Annotated in this window: 23 protein-coding genes; 14 read left to right on the plus strand and 9 right to left on the minus strand. The window is 57.5% G+C overall.

What is annotated here, in order from left to right; genetic code table 11:
* Nucleotides 1–34: 34 nt before the first annotated feature.
* Nucleotides 35–451, minus strand: coding sequence for a winged helix-turn-helix transcriptional regulator (locus AUC61_RS23820; RefSeq protein ID WP_243248621.1), 417 nt, complete (start codon nucleotides 449–451; stop codon nucleotides 35–37).
* Nucleotides 452–537: 86 nt separating this feature from the next.
* Between AUC61_RS23820 and AUC61_RS23825 the strand changes: the two genes are divergently transcribed.
* The gene (locus AUC61_RS23825; RefSeq protein ID WP_243248622.1) at nucleotides 538–1395 is read left to right on the plus strand and encodes an SDR family oxidoreductase; all 858 of its coding nucleotides are present in this window, start codon (nucleotides 538–540) and stop codon (nucleotides 1393–1395) included.
* Between the two features lie 157 nt (nucleotides 1396–1552).
* A complete protein-coding gene (locus AUC61_RS23830; protein ID WP_243248623.1) occupies nucleotides 1553–1861 on the plus strand; it encodes an RcnB family protein in 309 nt (102 codons plus the stop codon).
* Between the two features lie 184 nt (nucleotides 1862–2045).
* On the opposite strand, the gene AUC61_RS23835 is transcribed toward AUC61_RS23830, so the two are convergent.
* Complete coding sequence (locus tag AUC61_RS23835; RefSeq protein ID WP_243248624.1) at nucleotides 2046–2804, minus strand: SDR family NAD(P)-dependent oxidoreductase; 759 nt, start codon at nucleotides 2802–2804, stop codon at nucleotides 2046–2048.
* A 129-nt stretch (nucleotides 2805–2933) separates the two neighbouring features.
* Between AUC61_RS23835 and AUC61_RS23840 the strand changes: the two genes are divergently transcribed.
* The 3 genes from AUC61_RS23840 (at nucleotide 2934) to AUC61_RS23850 (ending at nucleotide 6314) form a co-directional block, all read left to right on the plus strand.
* Entirely contained in the window at nucleotides 2934–3860 is a 927-nt protein-coding gene (locus tag AUC61_RS23840; protein ID WP_243248625.1) for a LysR substrate-binding domain-containing protein, read from the plus strand.
* Nucleotides 3861–3880: 20 nt separating this feature from the next.
* Nucleotides 3881–5311, plus strand: coding sequence for a MocR-like pyridoxine biosynthesis transcription factor PdxR (gene pdxR, locus AUC61_RS23845; RefSeq protein ID WP_243248626.1), 1431 nt, complete (start codon nucleotides 3881–3883; stop codon nucleotides 5309–5311).
* 181 nt (nucleotides 5312–5492) lie between these two features.
* Nucleotides 5493–6314, plus strand: a complete 822-nt coding sequence (locus AUC61_RS23850) for an AraC family transcriptional regulator (protein ID WP_243248627.1) — start codon at nucleotides 5493–5495, stop codon at nucleotides 6312–6314.
* A gap of 3 nt (nucleotides 6315–6317) precedes the next feature.
* Here the strand turns inward: AUC61_RS23850 and AUC61_RS23855 are convergent, their stop codons facing one another.
* Nucleotides 6318–6905, minus strand: coding sequence for a LysE family translocator (locus AUC61_RS23855; protein ID WP_243248628.1), 588 nt, complete (start codon nucleotides 6903–6905; stop codon nucleotides 6318–6320).
* A 191-nt stretch (nucleotides 6906–7096) separates the two neighbouring features.
* Between AUC61_RS23855 and AUC61_RS23860 the strand changes: the two genes are divergently transcribed.
* Together AUC61_RS23860 and AUC61_RS23865 are read left to right on the plus strand one after the other, a co-directional pair.
* Nucleotides 7097–7297: a hypothetical protein gene (locus AUC61_RS23860; RefSeq protein WP_243248629.1), complete on the plus strand. Its 201-nt coding sequence runs from the start codon at nucleotides 7097–7099 to the stop codon at nucleotides 7295–7297.
* 120 nt (nucleotides 7298–7417) lie between these two features.
* A complete protein-coding gene (locus AUC61_RS23865; protein ID WP_243248630.1) occupies nucleotides 7418–7627 on the plus strand; it encodes a hypothetical protein in 210 nt (69 codons plus the stop codon).
* On the opposite strand, the gene AUC61_RS23870 is transcribed toward AUC61_RS23865, so the two are convergent.
* Both AUC61_RS23870 and AUC61_RS23875 read right to left on the minus strand, forming a co-directional pair.
* A complete protein-coding gene (locus AUC61_RS23870) occupies nucleotides 7628–9076 on the minus strand; it encodes an MFS transporter (protein WP_243248631.1) in 1449 nt (482 codons plus the stop codon). It lies immediately after the preceding gene.
* Nucleotides 9077–9241: 165 nt separating this feature from the next.
* On the minus strand, nucleotides 9242–10549 hold the full coding sequence (locus AUC61_RS23875; protein WP_243248651.1) for an Nramp family divalent metal transporter: 1308 nt from the start codon (nucleotides 10547–10549) through the stop codon (nucleotides 9242–9244).
* A gap of 352 nt (nucleotides 10550–10901) precedes the next feature.
* On the opposite strand from AUC61_RS23875, the gene AUC61_RS23880 reads away from it, so the two are divergent.
* Together AUC61_RS23880 and AUC61_RS23885 are read left to right on the plus strand one after the other, a co-directional pair.
* Nucleotides 10902–12341: an MFS transporter gene (locus AUC61_RS23880; RefSeq protein ID WP_243248632.1), complete on the plus strand. Its 1440-nt coding sequence runs from the start codon at nucleotides 10902–10904 to the stop codon at nucleotides 12339–12341.
* A 107-nt stretch (nucleotides 12342–12448) separates the two neighbouring features.
* Complete coding sequence (locus tag AUC61_RS23885) at nucleotides 12449–12619, plus strand: hypothetical protein (protein ID WP_243248633.1); 171 nt, start codon at nucleotides 12449–12451, stop codon at nucleotides 12617–12619.
* Nucleotides 12620–12689: 70 nt separating this feature from the next.
* Here AUC61_RS23885 and AUC61_RS23890 read toward each other — a convergent pair whose 3' ends face one another.
* Both AUC61_RS23890 and norR read right to left on the minus strand, forming a co-directional pair.
* Complete coding sequence (locus tag AUC61_RS23890) at nucleotides 12690–12914, minus strand: DUF6555 family protein (RefSeq protein WP_027900221.1); 225 nt, start codon at nucleotides 12912–12914, stop codon at nucleotides 12690–12692.
* 158 nt (nucleotides 12915–13072) lie between these two features.
* Nucleotides 13073–14641: a nitric oxide reductase transcriptional regulator NorR gene (gene norR / locus AUC61_RS23895; RefSeq protein WP_243248635.1), complete on the minus strand. Its 1569-nt coding sequence runs from the start codon at nucleotides 14639–14641 to the stop codon at nucleotides 13073–13075.
* 479 nt (nucleotides 14642–15120) lie between these two features.
* Between norR and AUC61_RS23900 the strand changes: the two genes are divergently transcribed.
* The 5 genes from AUC61_RS23900 to AUC61_RS23920 are packed head-to-tail and all read left to right on the plus strand — an operon-like array spanning nucleotide 15121 to nucleotide 21090.
* Entirely contained in the window at nucleotides 15121–16584 is a 1464-nt protein-coding gene (locus AUC61_RS23900; protein WP_243248636.1) for a UbiA family prenyltransferase, read from the plus strand.
* Entirely contained in the window at nucleotides 16581–17897 is a 1317-nt protein-coding gene (locus tag AUC61_RS23905) for an FAD-binding oxidoreductase (protein WP_243248638.1), read from the plus strand. Before AUC61_RS23900 ends, AUC61_RS23905 begins: the two co-directional genes overlap by 4 nt.
* 13 nt (nucleotides 17898–17910) lie before the next feature.
* Complete coding sequence (locus AUC61_RS23910; RefSeq protein WP_243248641.1) at nucleotides 17911–18651, plus strand: SDR family oxidoreductase; 741 nt, start codon at nucleotides 17911–17913, stop codon at nucleotides 18649–18651.
* Nucleotides 18648–19634 carry a lysylphosphatidylglycerol synthase transmembrane domain-containing protein gene (locus AUC61_RS23915; protein WP_243248642.1) on the plus strand — a complete coding sequence of 329 codons (987 nt, stop codon included), beginning with the start codon at nucleotides 18648–18650 and terminating at the stop codon, nucleotides 19632–19634. Before AUC61_RS23910 ends, AUC61_RS23915 begins: the two co-directional genes overlap by 4 nt.
* Nucleotides 19635–19656: 22 nt before the next feature.
* Entirely contained in the window at nucleotides 19657–21090 is a 1434-nt protein-coding gene (locus AUC61_RS23920) for a DUF2723 domain-containing protein (RefSeq protein ID WP_243248645.1), read from the plus strand.
* Nucleotides 21091–21388: 298 nt separating this feature from the next.
* Here the strand turns inward: AUC61_RS23920 and AUC61_RS23925 are convergent, their stop codons facing one another.
* Nucleotides 21389–23215, minus strand: coding sequence for a glycoside hydrolase family 15 protein (locus tag AUC61_RS23925; RefSeq protein ID WP_243248647.1), 1827 nt, complete (start codon nucleotides 23213–23215; stop codon nucleotides 21389–21391).
* On the minus strand, nucleotides 23208–24008 hold the full coding sequence (locus AUC61_RS23930) for a glucose 1-dehydrogenase (protein WP_243248649.1): 801 nt from the start codon (nucleotides 24006–24008) through the stop codon (nucleotides 23208–23210). The genes AUC61_RS23925 and AUC61_RS23930 overlap by 8 nt, the downstream gene beginning before the upstream one ends.
* Nucleotides 24009–24282 lie beyond the last annotated feature (274 nt).

Consider the following 24282-nt stretch of genomic DNA (forward strand, 5'->3'; position numbering starts at 1 on the left):
GGCTCCCACAAGCTACTGCCACATCAAACAGTACTCAGATCAATCTGGCTGAATCCACTTCTTCTCGCGCCTGCATGATCCGGGGCAGATTGTGCTCGATCCAGTTCGCCAAACTTTCGACCTGCTGCGCCACCTCCTCACCCAGCGGCGTCAGGCGGTATTCAACATGCGGCGGCACGACGGGCAGCGATTTACGCTCGACGAATCCATCATGCTCAAGATTCTGCAACGTCTGCGAAAGCATTTTCTCGCTCACGCCCCCAATAGTGCGGCGCAGCTCACTGAAACGATGCATCCCTTTGCGCAGAACCACCAGCACCAAGACGCCCCACCGGCTGCAGACATGGGTCAAAATAAGCCGTGACGGGCATTCCGCCGCCATCAATTCCCCCGCCCGCGCCTCCACCACTGCGGAAAGCAGAGAGCAGCCGTGTTGTTCTGATTGATCCATAACACTTACCTTTTTGTACGTACTTACGAAAGGTTAGCATCATGTTTATGCTCTGGCTTCCCTTAAATACCTTCAAGGAACCGAGCATGTACGTCATTACTGGAGCAACCGGTCAGTTGGGCCGTCTCGTTATTGAAAAACTGCTGGCTAGCGTTCCCGCAGGACAAATCATCGCCGCCGTGCGCAGCCCGGAAAAAGCTGCTGACCTTGCCGCATTGGGCGTACAGGTGCGTCACGCCGACTACTCTCAAGCCGCAACACTGGACAGCGCCTTCAAAGGTGCCGAGAAAATTCTGCTGATTTCATCCAGCGAAGTGGGTCAGCGTACCGCCCAGCATCAAGCCGTCATCGATGCGGCAAAGCGTGCCGGCGTAAAACTGCTCGCCTACACCAGCGTTCTGCATGCCGACACCTCATTGCTGGGCCTGGCAGAAGAACACCGTCAGACCGAAACTGCGCTGCAGGCATCCGGCATACCTTTCGCGTTGCTGCGCAACGGCTGGTACACAGAGAATTACACGGCAGGCATTCCTGCCGCGCTGGAACATGGCGCAGTGTTTGGCAGTGCGGCTAATGGCCGTATCAGCTCAGCCGCGCGCGACGATTACGCAGGCGCAGCGGTCGCCGTATTGACCTCGACTGAGGATCAGGACGGTCGCGTCTATGAGCTGGCTGGCGACGACTTCTATACGCTGAGCGACTTTGCCGCAGAAATATCGAAGCAGTCAGGCAAAACCGTGCCTTATACCGACCTGCCACAGGCTGATTTTCAAGCGGCACTGGTTCAAGCAGGCCTGCCAGGTTTCGTTGCTGATCTGCTGTCGGACTCGGACGCGGCGGCAGCCAAGGGCGCGCTGTTCGATGACAGCGGCCAATTGAGCGCTTTGATCGGCCGCCCGACTACGCCGCTGGCCAGCACCGTCGCCGAAACACTGAAGAATTAAGGACACAGATGCTCGCCCTGTATCGTCAGGGCGAGCACTGGTTCACGGATCAACGACCCCAACTGCCATCACCGCACAATCAAACCGAATGATTTTTTTCGACAGTTGTCCTAGAGCTACGAACAGAGCATTACGCACTGAGCCATAGGAGCTGTATATGAAGAGCAAATCACTCGTCGCCTGTCTGGCAATTCTTGGCTGCGTTTCTGTGACCAGCCTGTCAGTCCAGGCCGCCGATGCCCCAGAGCCGACCATCGAGAAGTCCAAAGACAACATGCATGAGCTGGAGCTCGGCTCCCGCGCACCTGAAAAATTCCGCCGCACTGAAGAAGGTCTCCAAGACTGGAGCAAACGCGGCCTGAAAGAACCGGCCAAAGAATCCCAGTGGGTGCAGATCCACGACAAATATGTGCAGGTACAACTCACCAACGGGCAGATCACTGAAATCGTGCCGGTGAAGAAGTAAACACACTGGACTTGTAGGTCAGGCCCCCGTGCCTTGCGGCAACATTGAACTCTGTAGGAGTGAGCTTGCTCGCGATAGTTTTTTTCTGTCGATAAATTATCGCCTGACCTGACGCTATCGCGAGCAAGCTCACTCCTACAGAACCGGGTTTGCATGTTTGGTTTAGGGGAAGCTGCCGTCTGGCTTAGAGAAAAATCCCACCCGACGCTTCTATGCGCTGCCCGTTGATCCACTTGCCGCCATCCCCCAGCAGCATGCTGATCGCCGATCCGATATCGTCCGCCTCGCCCACCCGGCCCAATGCGGTGCTGGAAGCAATCATCTTGTTCACCTCTGCATTGTCTCGCACCGTGCCGCCCCCGAAATCAGTCGCAATGGCGCCCGGCGCGAGCACGTTTACGTTTATTCCACGAGGCCCCAACTCCTGCGCCAGATAGCGAGTCCAGACTTCAACCGCGCCTTTCATTGAGGCGTAGGCGGCATAGCCGACCATGCTGAAACGCGCCAGCCCACTGGACAGATTGATGATTCGCCCGCCGTCGGCAATCAGCGGTAAAAGCTTCTGAGTAAGGAAGAATGGCCCTTTGAAATGCATGTTCACCAGTTGGTCGAACTGTGTTTCGGTGGTCTGGGCGATGCTGCCGTAAATGCCCGCACCGGCGTTATTGACGAGAAAATCAAACTGCCCGGCATTGAAGACTTCTTTCAAGACCGTTTTCAATTGCGCGGCGAACGCATCAAAGCTGTCGCTCTGCCCCACATCCAGCTGAAGCATCTTTGCCTTGCCACCCAAGGCCTGGATTTCATCCGCCACCGCCTGAGCATCGGCCTGGCGGCTTTGGTAAGTGCCGATAATGTCCACGCCCTGCGCGGCAAGGTGCAATGCCGTGCTTTTACCCAAGCCACGACTGGCGCCCGTGATGATCGCGATTTTTCTGCTCATGGTGATGCCCTCAGTTCAGGTTGAAGTGTTCAGCGAGTGAGGAAAAGTCTATTGTTCGCGGGATATCAGATAAATGGCAAAAACCCGAAATCAATGGTCGAGCACGACGAACAATAAAGGCGTGTCCTCATGAACAAACTGGAGCTGTTGCGCTCGTTTGTGCGCGTTACCGAGTTGTCGAGTTTTACTCAGGCCAGTGAAGCACTTGGCTTGCCGCGTTCGACGGTGTCCGAGCAGGTACGGGCCCTGGAGGAACTGCTCGGCACCCGCCTGCTGTTACGCACCACGCGTAAGGTGCAGGCTACTCCGGACGGCGCCGTGTTGTACGAACGCAGTAAAGACATGCTGGCGCAAATGGACGAACTGGAGGGACTGTTCCGTAGCGACGCGATGCTCAGCGGGCGTCTGCGGGTCGACATGCCCACTGCAATGGCCCATAACATCGTGCTGCCGCGCTTGCATGAGTTTCTCAGCGAACACCCCGGGATCGACCTGGAGATCAGCAGCACCGACCGCCGCGTCGATCTTGTCAGGGAAGGTTTTGACTGTGTACTGCGCGTCGGCGACTTGCCGGACACCACGCTCGTCGCGCGCAATCTCGGTGACCTGGCGATGGTCAATTGTGTCGGTGCCGGTTACGCCCGTGAGCACGGCGTCCCGCAGACCCTGGCCGATCTGCAGCAACACCGGCTGATCCACTATGTGACAGCGTTTGGGAGCAGCACCGCATTTTTTGAGTATCACGAACAAGGCAAAACCCAGACCCTCACCGTGCCCCGCAGCGTGACCGTCAATAACGTCCAGGCATACGAAGCCGCCTGCCTGGGCAATCTGGGCATCATTCAGTCGCCGCGCATGGGCATGTGTAAACATTTGCTTAGTGGAGAGCTGGTCGAAATCCTCCCGGATTATCGTCCACTGCCCATGAAAATCTCCCTGCTCTACGCCCATCGTCGACATTTGCCGGAGCGCTGCCGGGTGTTCATGGACTGGCTGCAAAACCTGATTGCCGAACGCAACATGCACTGGAAGAATCGGCAGCCCTCACCCGTGTGACGGTAGGCCAGGAGCAAACGATGGAACTGCACATTGTCATCAAAGGCCGCAAGGATCTGGCGAACCAGCTCTATGAGCAATTGCGCGACAGTATTGAATGCGGCCGGCTCGCGGCGGGTGTGCAATTACCGCCCAGCCGCTTGCTGGCAACACAACTGGGCTTGTCCCGCAAAACTATTTCCGACACCTATTCACGCCTGACCTACGAAAACTTCCTGGTCGGCAAGATCGGCAGCGGCACCTTCGTCAATCACTTGCCGAAGCCGCCGTCACGCAAGCAGGAGGCCTGTGATCTGGCCAGCGCTGAGGTGCTGGCCAGGTGGCAAAGCCTTGATCTGGGTCTGCGCCACCCTACCCGTGAAGAAACCCAACGCGGCGACTTTATTGGCGGCGCGATCAGTCGCAGTCACTTCCCCAACGAAGAATGGCGACGCTGTATTCAACACGGCCTGCGACAGATGGCCAAAGCCCCCGGCTTGTATAGCCAGCCGCAGGGGCTGGAGATTTTGCGCAAGGCGATTGCCGGGCATATCGCCTTCGCCCGCGGCGTACGCTGCGTAGCGGACGACGTTGTGGTGTGCAACGGCGCACAGCAGGCGCTGGACCTGATTTCACGCGTGCTGACCGAGCCTGGCTGCTGCGTCGCAATGGAGGATCCAGGTTATAGACCGGCCCGTCTATTATTCTCGGCCCAAGGAGCTACGGTGGTTGGCGTGCCCGTGGATGAACAAGGCATGCAGGTTGATGCGATCCCGGAAGATGCACGGCTTATCTATGTCACGCCATCACATCAGATGCCGCTGGGCATGCCCATGAGCCTGGTGCGCCGCAAGGCCTTACTGGAGAAAGCGCGGCGCATCGGCGCGATCATCATCGAGGACGATTACGACAGCGAGTTCCGCTATGAGGGGCAGCCCACTGACTCGCTACAGAGCATGGATCCTCACGGAATAGTCGCGTACGTCGGCACTTTTTCGAAAACCCTGCTGCCGGAATTGCGTCTAGGCTACGCCGTGCTGCCCACGGCAATTTACGCGGCGGTCATCAAGGCCCGTCAATTGACCGACTGGCACACCAGTACCCTGAACCAGTGGGCGCTGGCCAAGTTCATTGACGACGGTTTACTGCAAAAGCACATCCGTCGCTGTTACGGGATTTATGCGGGACGACGAGAGCGTATCCTGGCGCGCTTCGCGAGTGATTTGTCACCCTGGTTCGAAGCCATTCCGGCGACAGCGGGTTTCCACATGGCGCTCTGGTGCCGGGTCCCGATGGATGTTGAGCAACTTATCCAGCAGGCTCGGCAGCACGGTGTGGGCATTTACTCGCTGACACCGTATTACCAGTCAACGCCTGAGCGCCCCGGAATCTACCTGGGCTTTGGTGCCATCGAAACCCTTGATATAGACCCGGCACTGGACCGGTTGCGGGATTTGCTGCTGAAGGTTTGAGGGTTGGCAAGGATGCGCTAGTCTCCGGAAACGCTATCCTGAGAAGCGGACCGACATCCCGGGGAACATCAGAACGGTAGGAGCTGCCGAAGGCTGCGATGCGGTGCAGCAGAGAAATCGAATCGCAGCCTGCGGCAGCTCCTACAGGAAATCCATTTTCAACTCAAAGGATTGACACAGCATGAGCCAACAACCACAAGCCCCCTACTTCTGGCGGGACGATCAGTTGCCTTTTATCGAGGCGCGTTCGGTGGGTGATGGGCGCAAGTTGTGTTACGCCAAGCATTCACATGAAGTGTTTTCCATCGGTGCAATCACGGCCGGGCAAAGTACTTATCTGCATGAGAAGAGCAGCCAGCAGGTGCGCGCGGGCACGGTGGTGCTGATGAACCCTGGCGACGTTCATGCCTGCAACCCGATTGCCGACCAGCATTGGTCGTATCTGATGCTGTATGTCGATACCCAGTGGCTGACCCGCCTGCAACACGAACTGGGCCTTGATCCCAACCATGACTTTCAACCTGTTGCGCAAACCCACAGCACAGTGCCCGCGCTGTTCACGAGCCTGAACAACCTCTATGCAACCCTGATCGACAGCCAGGCCGATGTGCTGCACAAGCAATGCACAACCGTCGCGTTCTTCAGCCAGATGCAACACACCCTCGGTACCGCGCCGGTACGCCCGGAACTGGCGACGCAACGGGTCGAACGAGCCGCGCAGTACATCAACGACAACTTCAGAAAGCCCATCACGCTGGACGATATGTGCAATGCGGCAAGCCTTTCCGGCTCCTACCTGATCCGCGCCTTCGAACAGCGCTATCACATGACGCCTCACGCCTACCTGATCAACCGGCGCATCCAGCACGCCCGCACCCAGCTCAAAGGCGGCAGGCTGATCGCTGACGTCGCGCAAGAACTGGGGTTCGCCGATCAGGCGCATTTTCAGCGGGCCTTCAAGAAACATCTGGCCGCGACACCGGGGCAATACCGATTGCAGTAATGGCTAGTACGCCAACAGATAGACCGCGCACCCTACAAGAAGCAGCGCCATGCTGCGGTTGAAGACGCGAATGCCCAGTGCGCTTTTCAAGTAGTGTCGCAAGAAGGTTCCCGCGAACGCCCAGCACGCCAGCGACAGATAGCAGATCACGAAATAGATCGCCGCGAACTGCCAGATCAGGCGAGTCTCGCCACTGGCAACGAACGCTCCCATTCCAGCGATGCACGCCAGCCACGCCTTGGGGTTAAGCCACTGCATGACCGCCCCCACCAGCATCGAAGGCTTGTCACCTTCGCGTTCCACGTCCAGCCTGCCGTCGTCCAGTGCAAGCTTCCAGGCCATGTACAACAGAAAGGCGACCCCGGCCCACTGGATTGCCAGAGTCAGAAACGGCAGATGCACCAAGGTTTCATGCAGGCCGAAGCCGATCAGGATCAACAGCAGCGTGAAACCCAGTGTCGCCCCGGTGACGTGCAGCAGCGCCGAGCCAAGACCGTAGCGAGCCCCTGAACTCAACGCGACGACGTTGACCGGGCCCGGGGTAATTGAAGAGGCCAGCGCAAAGGCTGCCATGGATAACAACACACTCATCTGAATACCTTTAACCTGATCTGAAATGACATGATCAAGGTAGGGATCAGACCTGACGGCGTATTGAATAAAATCACCCACTGCACTGCGGCCACTGACTCTGACGACAGGAATCAGGCAGAATGGCCCGCATTGGACAGGCGGCTCATACAAGCCAGCCGTCAGATGCCTTCACTTGCAGAGCGCAACCCATGAACAGTTTTGAAGAATCGATCATTGCCGCGGCTCAGGACGCAACACCGAATAACACGGAAGCGGAACGGGAAGCAGCCAAAGCGGCGGCCATTGAAGCCGTTGCTCAGATCATGCAAACCACGTCCGGTTTGCAACGCACGCTAGCGCTGGCTGCGCTGCTGGACTCTTATTCCGAGTCCGATCCGGAAGACGAATAAAAAATACGCGACAAATACATTTTTTTTGCGCAAAATGTCAAATAGCCATCACTGAGTATCGATGGTTCATCTTGACCTGGACGTCAATGCCACTGGCCCCTGACTTCCGGAGATACAAGTTTGAACATCGAACATCTGAAAAATATCCAGAGTGATCTGCAGCGCACTGCCAATGATCTCGAGAATGTCTCGCTGAACCTCTCAGGGCACCTGCTCTATCTGCAGCACTCCGTGCGGCCACTGGATGTCGCGGACGTCATTACGCAAATCGACAAACTGCAAGCCTCCGTCGATGACTTGCGCACGGTGGCCCAAAGCATCGACTGCTGATCAATCTTGCGCCTGGGACAACGGTCTGGCGACCTCCTCCAGCGATTTGCGCTCAGATGCAACGCCCCAAACGGCCTGCACCACTGCGGCTATCAGCATTAACGCTGCGCCAATCAAGTAACCGATCAGCACATTGCTGCGGTCTTGAGTCTGAATCAGCTCCCCGAACAGTGTCGGGCCAATAATCCCCCCGAGGCCGGTACCAAACGCGTAAAAAACGGCAATCGCCAAGGCCCGAATCTCCAGCGGGAAGGTTTCCGCCACGGTCAGATACGCCGAGCTGGCAGCCGCCGAGGCAAAGAAGAAAATCACCATCCAGGCTACGGCTTGTTGTGTCACATCGAGCATGCCTTGCTGAAACAGGTACCCGCTGATGGCGAGCAATACGCCGGACACTGCGTAAGTCAGGCTGATCATGACTCTGCGGCCTACTACGTCAAACAGTCGTCCCAGCAACAGCGGGCCGCAGAAATTACCCAACGCCAACGGCAGAACGTACCAGCCGACCTGATCAGCGGGCACGTTATAAAAATCAGTCAGCACTAATGCGTAGGTAAAAAAGATCGCGTTGTAGAAAAATGCCTGGGCGGTGAGCAGCGTCATACCCACCAGTGCTCGCTGGCGAAAGCTGACAAACAGGGTATGAAAGATCTCGCTGATCGGCGTGTGATCCCGTGCATGCAGCCGCAAGGGTTTACCCGTCAGAGGCGGGAGTTCATGGCCTTGATCGCGAAGCCGGTTTTCGATCTGCTCGACAATGCGTGTAGCCTCCGCCGCCTGGCCGTGAATCAGCAGCCAGCGCGGGCTTTCCGGCAGCCATAGACGCATGAACAGAATCAACAGTCCTAACGCCGCGCCAATCGCGAAACACAGCCGCCAGCCCAGATCGCCGCCTATCCAGGCGGGATCCAGCAACACGATCGAACCACCGGCGCCCAACGCGGCTCCCAGCCAGAACGTGCCGTTGATGGTCAGATCGACCCAGCCGCGGTATCGCGCCGGTGTAAATTCCTGAATCGTCGAATTGATCGCAGTGTATTCACCACCGATGCCCATCCCCGTCAGAAAACGGAACAACAGGAAACTACCCAGACTGAAGGAAAAGGCTGTCGCTGCGGTAGCGCCGACGTACAGCAACAAGGTGATGAAGAACAGCTTGCGACGCCCAAGGCGGTCCGTCAGCCAGCCAAACAGCAAAGCGCCCAGGACTGCACCGGCGATATAGACCGCGCCTGCCAGACCGATATCGCTGTTGGATAGTTGCAGCGCGGGGCTGCTTTTCAAGGCACCCGATACCGAACCTGCCAAGGTGACTTCCAGGCCATCGAGCAACCAGGTGATTCCCAGGGCAAACACCAGCAGCGTGTGAAAGCGCCCCCAAGGCAGGCGATCAAGACGCGCGGGGAGATCGGTTTCGAAAATCTGGCCAGAATCAGGTGAGGTCTTCAAGGTTGTGCAATCCTCGCTGGATCGGCTTTAGCCGGGTAGCTGCCTGTCAGACGACACACATGTAGTGACTGCTCCGGCCTCCTCCCGGCTAAAGCCGATCCCACGTCCATACCGTCTAAACCAACAGACACCTCTTTGAGTCAGGCAGTTCGCCGGGAGTAGCCTTCAACTCACCCAGAACCACATCAACGTCAGGTTCGCCGCCGAGATCAACCCGAACAGTCCCCATGCGGCTATTTTCACCAGGCGAGTATTGACGAACGGCCCCATCAATTGCCGATCGCTGGTGAAGCGGATCAAGGGCCATAAGGCAAATGGTAACTGCAGGCTGAGTACGACCTGGCTGAGGACCAGCATCTTGCCCACCGCACCGTCGCCCAACCAGATCACGCCGATCAGCGCTGGAATCAAGGCCAGTGCCCGGGTAATCAAGCGTCGCTGCCAGCAGGGAATTTTCGCCTGTAAAAAGCCCTCAAGCACGACTTGCCCGGCGATGGTCCCGGTGAACGTCGAACTCTGCCCAGCCGCCAGCAATGCGATGCCGAACAAGACGCTCGCGACAGCGCCACCCACCAACGGATCAAGCAGGTGGTAGGCATCCTGAATTTCGACCACGTCGGTATGTCCGCTCTTGTGGAATGCCGCTGCGGCGAGGATGAGGATGGCGGCGTTGATCAACAGTGCCAGGCTCAACGAGGCGATGGTGTCCAGGCGAGCAAACTTGATCGCGCTGGCTTTGCTGGCGTTGTCGCTGCCATTGACCCGGGTCTGCACCACCGAGGAGTGCAGATACAGGTTATGGGGCATCACCGTCGCGCCGAGAATACCGATGGCGAGGTACAGCGGTTCCTGACTGCTCAGTACGTCCCAACTGGGCTTCAAGCCCGCCGCAACGTCCGGCCAGAACGGTTTGATCAGTACCAGTTCCACGGTGAAGCAGGCGCCAATCGTGGCGATCAATCCCAGCACGATTGCTTCGAGACGGCGAAAGTTGGCGCCTTGCAAGGCCAGCACGATCAACGTGTCGAACGCTGTCAGCACTACGCCGGTCGTGATGGAAACGCCCAACAACAGATGAAATGCCAACGCCGCGCCCAGCACTTCAGCCAGATCGGTAGCGAGGATCGATAATTCCGCCAGCAGCCACTGTCCTTTGGCGACACCGGGGCTGTACCGCGACGCAGACAGTTGCGCCAGGTCGCGCCCCGTGGCGATACCCAGTCGTGAACAGAGGTTTTGCAGGACCATACCGGACAAACTGGCGAGCACCACGACGAACAGCAGCGCATAGCCAAAGCGCGAGCCAGCTTCGATGGCGGTGGCCCAATTACCGGGATCCATATACCCAATGGAGACCAGCAAACCCGGGCCGACGAACAACAACATCTTGCGCGCCAGCGAGGCACTGGCCGGGATGGCAACGCTGTCGGTAACAGCCGATGGACAAAAGGGAGCGGTAGCGGTGGTGGGCAGTTTGAATTTCACAGGAACCAGACTGGCAACGGAGCGGAAGGCCAATCTTAAAGATTCAATACACATCTTGATACAGTCGGATAGCATCCCTCCAGTCGGTCCCACGTCTTCCACATTTCCTGTAGGAGCTGCCGAAGGCTGCGATCGCGGTGCAGCAGAGGAACCGAATCGCAGCCTTCGGCAGCTCCTACAAGGATCTGCGAAAGACTCGGCTTATTCAGCAGAAAAAGCTAAATATAGGAATTTAAAAGCAATAATCAATCAATAAAGGACTCGCAACGTCCAGAGCTAACAATCATTACCAATTGTAAAAGCGCTACCATATGTCATCAACAATAATGGAAGCCTGCGTATGTCCACCCCTTCTACCGCCAGCAGTCAGGCGGACGAGATCGCCGTTGACGGATCCGACCCGGTCCGCGCTGCACATATTTCTGCGCGAATTGATCGCCTGCCCGCCGTTGCTACAGTCTGGAAACTGGTAGCACTGCTCTCCATCGGTGGCTTTTTCGAGCTTTATGATCTGTTTCAGACCGCCTACATCAGCCCCGGCCTGCTGCGCGATGGCATCTTTGCGACAGGTGCCCAGGGCGTGTTCGGTTTTTCCGATCAGGCTGCCTTCGCCTCGGCGACCTTTCTCGGTCTGTTTCTGGGTGCCAGCCTGCTCAGCCCGATTGCCGACCGTTTTGGCCGAAGGGCGATTTTTACCTTCGCGTTGATCTGGTACACCATCGCCACGGTGTTGATGGGCATTCAGACTGATGCGCTGGGCATTATCTGCATGCGTTTTCTGGTGGGGATCGGTCTGGGCATAGAACTGGTGACCATTGATGCTTACCTGGCAGAGTTGGTGCCCAAACGCATGCGCAGTTCGGCCTTTGCTTTTGCCTTCTTTATTCAGTTCCTGTCGGTACCCGCCGTTGCGCTGATGTCCTGGTGGCTGGTGCCACAAGCTCCCTTCGGTATTTCCGGCTGGCGCTGGGTGGTATTGGCCAGCGCGGTGTTCGCGCTGTTCATCTGGTGGTTGCGTTCACGTCTGCCTGAATCACCGCGCTGGCTCGCTCAACATGGGCGTTTCGAGGAAGCAGAACGCATCATGGATGACATCGAAGCACGCTGTCAGCGCGATCATGGCAAACCACTGGACGCCCCCGAACCGGAAGTTGTCGCGGTCTCAGGCAAAGGGCGTTTCGCTGACATCTGGCAACCGCCTTACCGCCGCCGGGCTTTGATGCTGATCGTGTTCCATGTCTTCCAGGCAATCGGCTTCTTCGGCTTCGGCAATTGGCTGCCAGCGTTATTGTCCGGTCAGGGTGTCAGCGTCACCCATAGTCTGGGTTACGCATTTATCATCACCCTCGCCTACCCACTGGGCCCGTTGCTGTTCGTGAAGTTCGCCAACCGTTTCGAAAACAAATGGCAGATCGTCGGATCAGCGCTGGGCTCGATGATCTTCGGCACCCTGTTCGCCTTCCAGTCTTCGGCAACAGGTCTGGTGTTCTGCGGTGTAATGATCACCTTCTGCAACGCATGGCTGAGTTTCAGTTACCACTCCTATCAGGGCGAATTGTTCCCGACCAACATCCGCGCCCGCGCGGTGGGGTTCTGCTATTCATTCAGTCGCTTGTCGACCGTGTTCAGCAGCCTGTTGATCGGCTTCTTCCTTGATCACTTCGGCACCCCGGGCGTTCTGGCATTCATTGTCAGCAGCATGTTGATCGTGATGATTACCATCGGTAGATTCGGGCCGCGAACCCGTAATCTGGCGCTGGAAAATATTGCGCACCGCTGATACATAACGGCGTCGTTGCACGTCCGATCATCGCCTCACCCGAACACGTCGTGCCAGGCTGCTTCAATAGAAACATGCCTGGCCAACTAACAAAGAGGAGGTATGCCATGGTCGGTTCCCGCCCGGAAAGTCCCGATGTCGAATTAACGGACGTACAGTATCCCGAAACATTACCGGCTCCCGTGATCGACGAAACCGATCCGGATGCGGGCTTTGAACCAGGGACTGAGTTACTGCCAGAGAAAGGTGATTTTCACCGTATAAAGCCCCGCAATTGATCGCGGCGCGTCGCCCCCGTTGCAGGTGCAACAGGCCGGCGCCCCCACCGGGGAACGTCGGCCATTTTCATCAACTTTGCAACCACTCCACGTTGGTTATACCGAAGTGTTCCGCGTAAGGCTTGGAAACGCGGGGGACTTTCTCTGTTCGATATTTCGGAATACGGGCGATACCTGCATCGACACTGGCATGATGCCATGCTTCGGAATTATCCATGTGCTCTGCACTGATGTAGAAAGACTTGAACGCGCCGTTTAACAAATAATCGATTCTGTAGTGTTTGTACTGTGACATCCAGGCAGCGCCTCCTTTTGGTTTGCTTAGTGCAATAGATGACCTCCCGGCTTTGCAAAAAATTCACTCTTTTTTCACAAAACGCGACCAAGCAATCGATCGCCATGTGGCACGCTGCCTTATATCTTCATACGCTTGATTTAACGAAAAAAAGATGCTTATCGAATACCCAGGCGTTTGGCGAGTCGATTCAAATTAGCGCGATCTACGCCCAGTTCCCTGGCCACTTCCACCCACTTGCCATGATGGCAAAATAATGCCTGTTCAATTAATTGTTTTTGATAAGCATCCACTGCCGCCTTCAATGAACCCCCATGTTCCATATCTGAACCCGAGGGCAAGTGCAGTCTTTCTTGTAGTTTTGTGCTCACACTAACAGCCTCTTCTTCCAGACCTAGAGCTTGCGCTTCAACAGTAAGAATACGTGGACGCTCGGGGCTCAACGAAAGGGACTTGAGCACTGCCCGACTGATCAGGTGTTCCAGCTCGCGAACATTCCCCGGCCACGTATGCCCCAGCAATAATTTCTGCGCCTCATTGTTGAGTCGCAAGCTGCGCAAGCCCATGCGCGCACGGTTTTCTTCCAGGAAATACCCCGCCAGCAGTAATACATCCCGGCCACGCTGGCGCAGCGGCGGAACCAGCAGCGGATAAACGCTCAGCCGGTGGTACAGGTCGGCACGAAAGCGACCGGACCGGACCTCTTCGGCAAGATCGCGATTGGTGGCGGCAATGATCCGTACGTCCACCTGATGCTCCTGGTCAGAACCGACGCGCTGGAGTTGACCGCTTTGCAAGACACGCAGCAGCTTGGACTGCACTGGCAAAGGCAGCTCACCGACTTCATCAAGGAAAATGGTTCCGCCGTCGGCCAGTTCGAATTTTCCGGAGCGCCCATTGACGGCTCCTGAGAAAGCCCCTCTGACATGGCCAAACAGCTCACTTTCAACCAGCATTTCCGGAAGCGCTGCACAGTTGAGGCTGATCAGTGGTTTGTGGGCACGGGGTGAACTCAGGTGAATGGCTTCGGCCACCAGTTCTTTACCAACCCCGGTTTCTCCCGTGATGAGTACCGATAGCGGGCTGTTACCGACTAACTGAATCTCCTGAACCAGTCGTTTGTGGGCCGGACTCTGCCCAATCAACTCTCGCGGCCCGCGACCGCCTGCAGCACGCTTGTAGACTTCGGCCAATTGGCGTTGGTCCTCGAAACCACGTGCCAGTTGGTTGATGCGCTCACTGGCCATCACCGTTGCGGCGGCCAGTCCGGCAAACGCCTCAAGGTTATCCAGGTCAACCTGATTGAAGTTTGAAGGGTTCAGGGAGTCCAGGGTGATCAACCCCCAAGGCTTGTCCTGAAAATAAAGCGGACACCCCAGACAATCATGAACCTCCAGATGTCCCTGATGGCCGTCGACCAGACCGTCATAAGGATCCGGCAAGTCACAGTCCATCGAGAAACGCGTGGGTCCCGGGTTCTCCAGGAGTATTTTCAGCCGGGGATGTTCATCCACGCGAAAACGGCGTCCAAGGGTGTCGGCGCTCAGCCCCTCTACTGCAAGCGGTACCAGCACCTCCCCTTCAAGTTTGAGCAGCGCCACGGCATCGCAGGGCAACAACTGCCGCAACGCGTTTAACAATCGCCGATAGCGCTCCTCATCAGGTAGCTCGCGACTCAGGTCGGCCACTAACGGAACGAGGGCACTTAATAGCGGATTGCTCATCATGATTGCGTTCCATCGGCTGAAAAAAACGAGGTCATTATGACTCGCAGCCTTATCGAATAAACAGTGGCTCCGCAGTCCCCGTCGAACAATGCAAGCTCTCAAGCTGAAATGCATCTTCTGTAGGAGCTGCCGAAGGCTGCGAAGCGTACAACCTGACACGCCGCGATCGCAGCCTTCGGCAGCTCCTACAGATCCAGTGTTTTCCGCGAGCAGCGCGGTGTCATGGAAATGGAGACATGGGCCAGGCCCTGTAAAAACGGTAAAAAGGTATCAGGATTGAGGCATCCGTTCCGATTGGAAACATCGGTTCAGCTGTAAGTTTAATGAAACACCCGCCTTGTTTATCAAGGCTTGCAGGCCCGGGAAACTTTCTGACGCCAGCGCCATGACGATATACCAAGGGCTGTTTAATTTTATTGAGGTGGCGAAATGAATATTCCGTTTCATAGTGCGCTCAACCCCGGCAGGAGTGCACAGACATGGCCAGAATTCAGGGAAGAGTTCAACTCACTACTCCCCAGATTTTCACCCCGTTAGTTGTCGATCTCGACGGCACCTTATTGCGATCCGACTTGTTGATGGAAACAGCAATGACCTTCATTCGGAGTCATCCGCTGAAAATATTCAAACTGTTTGGATGGTTATTGAAAGGCAAAGCGGCCCTTAAAGAAGGTCTGGCGCTCAATACACAGATTGACGTCACGGTATTGCCGTATGACCCGCAAGTGATCGAACTGATTGAGGCCGAGCGGGCGAACGGACGGATGATCGTGCTGGCCACCGCCAGTCATGACAGCCTGGCCAAACGCATCGCCGAACACTTGCAACTCTTCGACCTGGTGGTGGCGTCCAATGCCGACCGCAACCTGTCTGCGCACAAGAAGCGTGATCTGCTGGTGGGTCATTACGGACAGAACGGCTTCGATTACCTTGGCAACTCCATGGACGATCTGCCCATCTGGGACGCTGCCCGCGAGGCGATAGTCGTCAATCCACTGTCCGGAGTGGAGAAAAAAGCCAAGGCGCAAGGCAACGTAAAAAACGTCATTCACTCCAATACAGCAAGCCTGCGCGACTGGCGTAAAGCTTTGCGTATGCACCAGTGGATGAAGAACGCGCTGATCTTCGTACCGTTGCTCGCAGCACATCAATTTGGCAGAGCAGACCTTTTGCTTAATGGTGTATTGGCCTTCCTGTTCTTTGGCTTGTGCGCTTCCAGTGTGTACGTCCTTAACGACCTGCTCGATCTTGCTGACGACCGCCATCATAAGACCAAATGCAAGCGCCCTTTCGCCAGCGGCAAGCTGTCGATCAAAGCCGGGCTGATGGTCGTCCCGCTGTTATTGATCGCAGCATTCGGGGGGGCCGCCTTGCTGTTGCCCTGGCAATTCTCTGCCGTCCTGGCGGCCTATTACGGGCTGACCCTGGCGTATTCATTAAGCCTGAAACGCCAGATGGTGCTGGACGTGATCGTCCTGGCGATGCTCTACACCGCCCGGATTCTGGCAGGTGCGGCCGCATTCAGTTTGCCCCTGACCTTCTGGATTCTGGCTTTCTCAATGTTCATGTTCCTCAGCCTGGCGCTGGTCAAACGCTACGCCGAACTGCGTGAAGCCCGGGCCAAGGACCTCATGGACAAGGCGCGTGGCCGCGGTTACTACCCCGGCGACCTGGACATGATCGCAGCGCTCGGCGCCTCATCCGGACACCTGGCGGTGATGGTCCTGGCGCTGTACATCCATGAAGGCTCGACGGTGGCGATGTACGGCCATCCTCATGTGATCTGGCTGACCTGCCCGCTGCTGCTTTTCTGGATCACCCGTGTGTGGATGCTCACCCATCGCGGCCTGATGAACGATGACCCGGTGGTGTTCGCGATTCGCGACCGCATGAGCCAGGTGATCGGTGCCCTCTTCGTTCTGGTTTTCTGGATTGCAGCATGACTGAACCCTTGTATTCCTGGGGCAGATACCCCCGCACCGCGCAACACGGACATACCTGTCCATGGATAGACGGCCTGACAGATCACCTGCACAACGTCATCGACCAGCATCAGACCAGCCTGCCCTACGGCAACGGCCGCAGCTATGGCGACAGTTGCCTGGCCGCCAGTGATCAGGTCCTGCACATGCGAGCGCTGGACCGCTTTATCCGGGCGGACTGGAGCACCGGAACCATCCGCGTGGAAGCCGGCGTGACCCTCGCGGAAATTCTGGCCGCGGCGATCCCTCGCGGCTGGTTTTTACCGGTAACCCCAGGCACCCAGTTCGCAACCGTCGGTGGTGCCATTGCCAATGACGTGCATGGCAAAAACCATCATCTGCGAGGCACGTTCGGTAATCATGTTTTGCGTTTCGGCCTGCTGCGTCACGGCGAAACAGCGCGGATCTGTTCGCCGATGGAAAACACCAGACTGTTCACCGCCAGTATTGGCGGTCTGGGCCTGACCGGCGTTATCAATTGGGCCGATTTGCAACTGATGCCGGTACGCTCCAGCCAGATCGACAGCTCCGTGGTGCGCTTCGCCAATCTTGCAGAGTTTTTCAGCCTGTCCGCCGAACTCGACCATCAACATGAGTACAGCGTGGCCTGGGTCGATTGCCTGGCCAAAGGTGCCGATACCGGGCGCGGCGTGTTCATCGTCGGTGACCATGCCCGCTATGGCTCCCTTGAAGTCGAGCGCAGCAGTCGCCTGAAAATGCCGGTCACGCCGCCCGTCTCACTGATCAACAACCTGTCGTTGCGCGCGTTCAACTCGCTGTACTGGCGCGCGCATCCGGGCAAGCGCACAGCCCGACGCAGCGCCTACGCGCCGTTCTTCTATCCGCTGGATCGCATCCTGCACTGGAACCGCATCTACGGCCGCCAAGGGTTTCAGCAATACCAGTGCGTGATTCCCAATGCGAACGCCGAAGTGGCGATGGCTGAGCTGCTTGGGGTTATCGCCGAATCCGGCCAGGGTTCATTCCTGGCAGTGCTCAAGCGCTGCGGCGATATCGTCTCGCCCGGGCTGCTGTCGTTTCCCCTGCCCGGCACCTCGCTGGCGCTGGATTTCCCCAACAGCAGCGATTTGCGACACGTCCTGTTCCCACGTCTGGATGCGATCGTCCGGGCCGCGGGCGGTCGCCTGTATCCAGCCAAGGACGCGCACATGAGCGGCAGCGACTTCCGTCAGGCGTATCCCGCCTGGGAACGCCTCGAAGCACTGCGCGATCCCTCCCTGATGTCCCGCTTCTGGCAACGAGTGATTTTATGAAACGAGGCACCTTATGAAACGAGTGTTAATCATCGGCGCGACCTCGGCCATTGCCACTGCCTGTGCCCGATTGTGGGCCAATGAAGGCAGCGACTTTTTCCTGGTGGCGCGAAATGCCGACAAGCTTGAACAGACAGCGGCGGATCTCAAGGGCCGTGGCGCCAAAGCCATTACCCTGCACGAAATGGACGCTACGGACATTGCCTCCCACCCGGCCATGCTGGAGAGTTGCCTGCTGGCACTCGGGCAGATCGACGTTGCACTGATTGCCCATGGCACCCTGCCCGACCAGAAGGTCTGCGAGCAGAACGTGAGCGTCGCCTTGCAGGAGTTTGCCAACAACGGCACCTCGGTTATCGCCTTGTTGACCCTGTTGGCCAATCAGTTCGAAACCCAACGATGTGGCAGTCTGGCCGTCATTTCTTCAGTCGCGGGGGACCGCGGCAGGCCGTCCAACTATCTGTATGGCTCAGCCAAGGCAGCGGTTTCGACCTTCAGCGAAGGCTTGCAGGCACGGCTTTTCAAGGTCGGCGTGCATGTCCTGACGATCAAGCCCGGCTTCGTCGACACGCCCATGACTCAAGGGCTATCGCTCCCGGCAGCGCTGTTGGCACAGCCCCAGCAAGTGGCGGAACGTATCGTCGCCGGCATCGCCCGCAAAGCGCCAACCTTGTACACCCCCGGTTTCTGGGCGTTGATCATGCTGATCATCCGCTCCATTCCACAGCCAGTGTTCAAGAGGCTGAACCTATGAACGAAACGCTGTTGCTGTCGGGCTGGCGTTATCGTGCCGTGGTGCTTTCGGTCGTGTGTTCTGCGCTGGGTTATCTGGGCTTCTCCCTGTGGGGCGGCTGGGAGGCAGTCAGCAAGGCGGTGGGTGAAGTCGGATTGATCGGCATCGCTATCGCACTGGCGATGTCGGCAGCCAATTACGGGCTGCGTTTCTTGCGCTGGCAGACGTATCTGAACGTGCTCGGTCATCCTGTGCCATGGCAGCCGAGCCTGAAGATCTATCTGGCGGGTTTTGCCCTCACCACTACGCCAGGCAAGGCCGGTGAAGCCTTGAGGGGCGTGTTGCTCAAGCGCTGGGGTGTGCCGTATCCGCAAAGTTTCGCGGCGTTTTTCAGCGAGCGTCTGTCAGACCTGTTTGCTGTGGTTCTGCTGACCCTGTTCGGCCTGTCACTGTACCCGGCGTCACGCCCCATGATCGTGGTTGGTGTAGCACTGGTGTGCATCGGTTTGCTGGTGCTTTCGCAACGGCGTCTGCTGGAACGTATCGCAGCGGCAATCCCGGCCGGGGGTGGAAAACTGTTGAGCCTGGCTCATCATCTTCTTGAAGTCTTGCTGGCAGCCCAGCGCTGTCATCGCCTGAGCCTGTTATTGGGCGTGACCTCGCTCAGCGTTATCGCCTGGAGCGCTGAAGCCTTGGCGTTCCACTGGATCCTGAACTGGATGGGTGCCGACATCGAGCTGACCTTTGCCGTGTTCGTGTATGCGTTGGCGATGCTGGCCGGGGCAATCAGCTTCATGCCGGGTGGGCTGGGTGGTGCCGAAGCGGTGATGGTCGGCCTGCTGGTATGGAAAGGCATGTCCAGCGCCGACGCGATTGCCGCCACGGTGCTGATCCGCCTCGCGACCCTGTGGTTTGCCGTGGCGATTGGTGCCGTGATGCTGCTGCAGCTCAAGGGCGAAGACGCGCAGGATCGAACCGTGATTGAACAATCAGCAACGGATTAATTCACCGTACAGGAGTCACGCGATGGTCCAGGGAAGTCACCGTCATTCGTCAAATGCAGTTGCCTTGCTTTTGCTCTGTGCCGCAATCGTTACCAGCTTCATGGCTTCCAGCGGCCCGATTCAATGGATGGACAACGGGGTATTTCTCGCCGAGGCGTCCCAAGGGCATTACTTCAGCCAGTCCCTCGGCCCGCTGGATCACCCGTTGTATCAATTCATCAACACCCTGGTCTTTGACCTCTTCGGCCCTCTGGTGCTGAGTTTGCTCAACTCCATTTTGCTGTTGCCGCTGGCGTGGATCATCTACTCGCTGGCGATGAATGTCGGTACGAGTCAGCGCCAGGCATTGCTTGCAGCGGCTGCAACGATCCTCGCTCACGGGGTGTTCTGGGTCTCGACCAAGGCCGAGGTCTACATCCTGAATTCACTGTTCGTGCTGCTGGCGTATCAGGTCCATCTGGATCAGAAGCCGCGCTTCGGTGAGGTCGGCAAACTACTGATCATCGGCCTGCTGACTGGACTGGGCGCTGCGATTCACCAGTTGACGTTCGTTGTCCTGCTGCCGCTTTACCTGCAACTGCTGTATGAAAACAAACTGCGTACCCTGCTGACCATTCCGGGCTTCGCTCTGGGGTTTTCGGTGGCCTTCCCGGCGATTGCCCATGACCTGCAATCCGGCATGAGCCTCATCGACATCGCCCACCGCTACCTGACCGGTTCATCGCTACAGGCCGAGACGCCCAACTGGGAAGGCAGCCTGCTGCGCTTCGATGACATGTGGCATGAAAAGAATTCGGTTTTCATTTTGCTGCTCTCACTAATAGGTCCACAGGTGCTCGGGCTGGTTCTGTTTCCCAAGGACAATCGCTTGCGCCTGCTGTGGTGTGCCGCTGCGCTGAATTTTGTTTTTGCCGTGTCTTACAACGTCACCGACCGTTTCACGTTCTTTCTGCCGGGAGTGGCATTGCTGTGCATCCTGGGCGTGATCAGCCTTGGTCGATTGCTGCCACCCAGTCGTAGCGGCCAGTCGCTGCTCAACCTCTCGGTGCTCAGCTCACCGGTTGCAATTCTGCTGGTTTACTCGCTGTACGCGGCGGGTGTTATTCGTTTGCCGGTACACAGTGAGTCGTTGCCGTTTCGCGATGACATTCACTACTTTATGGCTCCGTATCTGCCTGATCGCTCGGCCGAACAGTTTGTGCGTGTCTATGAAAAGACCGCGCCGCCAGGCTCGCTGATCATCGCCGACTGGACCCCGATGGGCGCTCTGCGCTCGGCTCAGGCCAGTGGTGCATTACCGGGGCGGACACTGGAAATGTGCGAGGAAGTGAACGACATCAAGGTGTTCCTCACCGGCCCGGGCGCGTTCCTGACACGCACCAGCTACTGCGCGATGATCAGCGAACGCTTCGTGCTAGAGAATGCCGTGGTGGGGTATGCGTTGCAGAGTCGGTGAGCACATAACTACTGAATTGGAATGCGCCTTACCTATGGAGGCTGGGCTTGCCCCGATGACAGTCACCCTGGTGTCGGCAAACACGGGACCTGTAGGAGCTGCCGGAGGCTGCGATCACGGTGTGTCAGGAAAAATGCTTCGCAGCCTTCGGCAGCTCCTACAGAACATGCATTTCAATCCAGTAGTTTGCATGTTGTTTGATAGGAGTAGCGCTTGCTCGCGATGAACAATAATGCGGTATTTCATAGAGTCCCAGACCAAGCCCGGCTTCAACAAAAACCGCATTCAGATCACCTGATCAAGGCTGCCACAACGTTTTCCCACCATCGAGCTTACGGTCCAGAAAGCTCGCCGCGCTGATCAATGCCAGATGACTCAGCGCCTGAGGCGTGTTGCCCAGATGATGTCCGTAACTGTCAAACTCTTCAGCGTAAAGCCCAAGAGGATTGGCATAGCGCAACAGTTGTTCAAACTCCAGGTGGGCTTGCTCGACCCGTCCTGCACGCGCCAGGCATTCGACGTACCAGAACGAACAGGCGGTGAAGGCCCCCTCTTCGCCAGCCAGACCGTCGTGATGATCATCATCGTTGCGGTAGCGATAGACCATGCCGTCGCGAACCAGTGTGGCCTCGATGGCGTCCAGCGTCGCCAGCCAGCGCGGATCACTGGCACCGACAAAACGCACCAGAGGCATCAGCAGCATTGAGGCATCGAGGTTGCGACTGCCTTTATGCTGCACAAAATGCCCCAGATCTTCATTCCAGAAGTTCTTCCAGATGTCGTCGTGGATGGCTTGGCGCTCCTTGTCCCAGCGGTCGAACGGCGCAGGCAACGAACGCTTGAAAGCGAGACGCAATGCACGATCCAGCGCGACCCAGCACATCAGCCGGGAATGCAGAAAATGCTTGTCATCACCCCGCATTTCCCAGATGCCGACATCTTTGTCACGCCAATGCTCGCAGACGTAATCCACTTGCCGGGTTGCGTGCTGCCAGCCCTCGTAGGAAATCGCCTCGCCATACTTGTTCGCCAGGTAAACAGCGTCCATCAGCTCGCCGTAAATATCCAGCTGGACCTGTTTGTACGCCTCGTTGCCGATACGCACCGGCAACGCGCCGCCGTAACCCGTAAAGTGATCGAGGTGCTCTTCGGGCAGTTCTTCACGGCCATCAAGGCTGTAGAGGATCCCGAGTTGACTGGAGTCTTCGCAACAGTCGCCAAGACGTCCACGCACCCAGCGCATGAAGCCGTTGGCTTCTTCGGTATAACCCAGGCGCATGAACGCATAAATCGTGAACGAGGCATCGCGGATCCAGCTGTAACGGTAATCCCAGTTGCGCTCCCCGCCGGGCGTTTCCGGCAGGCCGAAGGTCGCCGCGGCGACAATCCCGCCGTGCTTGCGTGAGGTCAGCAACTTGAGGGCAAGCGCAGAGCGGTTAACCATCTCCTGCCAGCGACCGCGATATTCCGACTGTTTGCTCCAGCGTTTCCAGAACGCCAGGGTGTCGACAAAATATTGCTGGCATTGCCCGGCGTTGACCTGCGGATCATCGATACCGCCGAGTATGAACTCCACGAACTCACCTTTTTTGAGGATGAATTCGGCAGTCGCGGCCTGCTCGCTCACCTGCAACGGTACATTCGCCGAGAGGCGCATGCCCGGTTGCCCATTCGCCTCGAAGCACACATCTTCACCGGCCAGCCTGGCGGTGGTGTCTGCACGGCTGTAATCCAGTCGCACCCGGCACTGCATGCGTATCGTCGCACGGCCATAACGCACCTGCACACGACGCACTATCCGCGGCAGATCATCCTCGCTGTCGCCAACCGGCATCAGATCAGTGATTTCGATGACCGCTTCTTCATCGATCCAGCGGGTTTGCAAAACGTTGGTATCCGGCAGATAAATCTGCTGACGGCGAGCGTTGGGCAAGTCCGGCGCGAGCTTGAAAATGCCCGCCTGGTTGGTGTCCAGGAGTGCGCTGAAGATTGACGGGCTGTCGAAGTCAGGCCAGCAGCAGAAATCAATGCTCCCGGTATCCGCCACCAGTGCGGCACTGCGCATATCGCCGATGATGCCGTGGTTCTCGATAGGGTTTTGCGGTTCTTCCGGGAAATCAGCCATTGTCTCGAAACTCCGGATAGAGGCTCATGCCGCCGTCAATAAACAGCGTGGTGCCGTGTATGTAATCGGACAAGTCCGAGGCCAGCCATACCACTGCATTGGCCACATCCTCGGCATCACCGACCCGACCATAGGGAATCAGCTTCAAGAGTTCAGCCTCTTTGTCGCCCGCCATGGCCTCTTCGTTGATTGCCGTACGGATCGCGCCGGGCGCAATGCTGTTGACGCGGATGCGCTGCTCGCCCATTTCCTGAGCAATGCTGCGCATCAGCAGGTCGACACCCCCTTTGGACGCGGCGTAATTGGCATGCCCCGCCCAAGGGATCAATTGGTGCACTGAGCTCATGTGAATGATCTTGCCCATGGCCCGTGAGATGTCAGGACGCATACCTTGGCGGATGAACTGACGCAGCGCGGCACGTGCACAGAGGAATTGTCCAGTCAGGTTAACGTCGATGACCTTGTTCCAGTCAGCGAGGCTCATGTCGACGATGGAGGCATCTTTTTGCAGCCCGGAATTGGCTACCAGAATGTCCAGATGGCCAAAGTGTTCCAGTGTTTTGGCGAACAGGTGCTCGACTTCGTCTTCCTTCGACACATCGGCCCCGATTGCAAGCGCCCTGCCACCTGCAGCGATGATCTGATCGGCCAGTTTTTCGGCGGGTGCGGCCTGGGAGTTGTAGTTGATGACAACTGCAGCCCCCGCTGCTGCCAATGCTTTTGCAGCCCCTGCGCCGAGGCCGGAACTGGCGCCTGTGACCAATGCGGCTTGGTGTTCCAGTGAGATATGCATGGATTCGAGCCCTCTAGGTCAGCATGTAAAGCTGACCCGGGGGGCTTCGTTGAAGTTCAGTGCGGGAGTGGGTGTGGAGTTGTAATGGGCTGTTTCGGTGTGATGGTGTACATATCCGTTATCGCGGTTATGGCTGCTATTGGTTGCGCTTTTACAGCGCGTCACTTTTGGTTCCGGAAGCCGGCCCAGCCAAAAGTAACCAAAAGGCCTTTGCCCCACCACTCGGCACCTCGCTGTCGCCCGGTATACCCGCCCGCAGATCCTGAACCGTGGG

It is taken from the genome of Pseudomonas maioricensis (assembly GCF_022790535.1).
In the GTDB taxonomy this organism is placed as follows: Bacteria; Pseudomonadota; Gammaproteobacteria; order Pseudomonadales; family Pseudomonadaceae; genus Aquipseudomonas; species Aquipseudomonas maioricensis.